Source organism: Frankia sp. AiPs1 (assembly GCF_023716945.1).
Classification (GTDB): domain Bacteria; phylum Actinomycetota; class Actinomycetes; order Frankiales; family Frankiaceae; genus Frankia.
In genome coordinates this window covers 1-1,325 of sequence record NZ_JAMQQF010000954.1, presented here as the reverse complement: position 1 = coordinate 1,325, position 1,325 = coordinate 1, and the positions used below count along the sequence as shown (strand labels likewise).

The 1,325-nt window shown below is 75.9% G+C and carries 1 protein-coding gene; it reads left to right on the top strand.

What is annotated here, in order from left to right; translation table 11 throughout:
* Window positions 1-223: 223 nt before the first annotated feature.
* Window positions 224-1,325 (top strand): serine/threonine-protein kinase (locus ND748_RS32135; protein WP_251750034.1); only part of this gene is annotated, 1,102 nt, incomplete at its 3' end.

Genomic DNA, 1,325 nt, shown 5'->3' with positions numbered 1-1,325 from the left:
CGACCGGGCAGTCCGGGCGCAGCGGGCGGCGCGGCGACAGGCGCATCCCATGCCGGCCGAAGCCGGCGGCCGTCGGGCCCGGCGGTGCCGGTCCGGGGTCCGACCCGATCGGGCTGTGGGATTGTGGGCGAACTCTGCGCGCCATTTCCCCCATCTTTCCGGTTTCGACGTCAGAGGATGGGTACGGCGGTGAAATCCTCACGATCAGGGGGCAGTGCGAGCGATGGCGACCGACCGCGTCGCGGGACAGGAACGTCGGCTCGCCGGTCGCTATCGGCTCGGGCGGGTGCTCGGCAGCGGCGGCGGCGGCATCGTCCGCGAGGGCGAGGACACGCTGCTGCGCCGCCGGGTGGCCATCAAGGAGGTCCGGCGACCGCCGGTCGCATCCCCGGCCGAACGGGCGGTGCTCAGCGAGCGGGTGCTGCGCGAGGCCCGCGCCGCCGCCCGGCTGCGTCACCCCGGCCTGGTGACGGTCTACGACGTCCTCGACGCCGACGACCACACGTGGATTGTCATGGAGTACGTCGACGGCACCTCGCTCGCCGAGCTCATCCGCGCCGCCGGCCGGCTGCCTGCGCTGGAGGTGGCCCGGATCGGCCTCAGTCTCGCCTACGCCCTGGAGGCCGCCCACCGCGGTGGCGTCGTGCATCGCGACGTCAAGCCCGGCAACGTCCTCGTCACCGCCGACGGGCAGGCGCGGCTCACCGACTTCGGCATCGCCGTCACCGAGGGGGACGCGACCCTGACCGAGGCGGGGACGCTCGTCGGCTCGCCCGCCTACATCGCCCCCGAGCGGGCCCGCGGCGCCCGCGTCGGCGCCGCCGGGGACGTGTGGGGACTCGGCGCGACCCTGTTCACCGCGGTCGAGGGGGTGCCGCCGTTCGAGGGCGAGGGGCCGCTGGCCATCCTCGCGGCCGTGGTGGAGGACCGGCGCCGACCGTTCCAGCACAGCGGGCCCCTGCGCGGGGTCCTCACCCAGCTGCTCGACTCCGACCCGGCGCGGCGCCCGTCGCTGGCCGAGGCCCGCGGCCGGCTGCGCGAGATCGCCGAACGGCTGGAGGAGACCGACCACACCCTCGACGGCACGCTGGTGGAGATCCCGCAGCTCGACCCGGACGGCTTGGCCGACCCGGACGGCTTGGCCGACCCGGACGACCCGGACGGCTTGGACGGCGCCGATGGCGCGGACGACCGGGATGGCGCCGATGGCCTGGGCGATTCGGAAGGCGGAGGTGGCCTGGGCGATCCGGATGGCGTGGATGGCCGGGGCGACGCGGCCCCGCCGTCGGCCCCGCCGTCGGCGTCGAAATCGGGTCCCGCCGCGG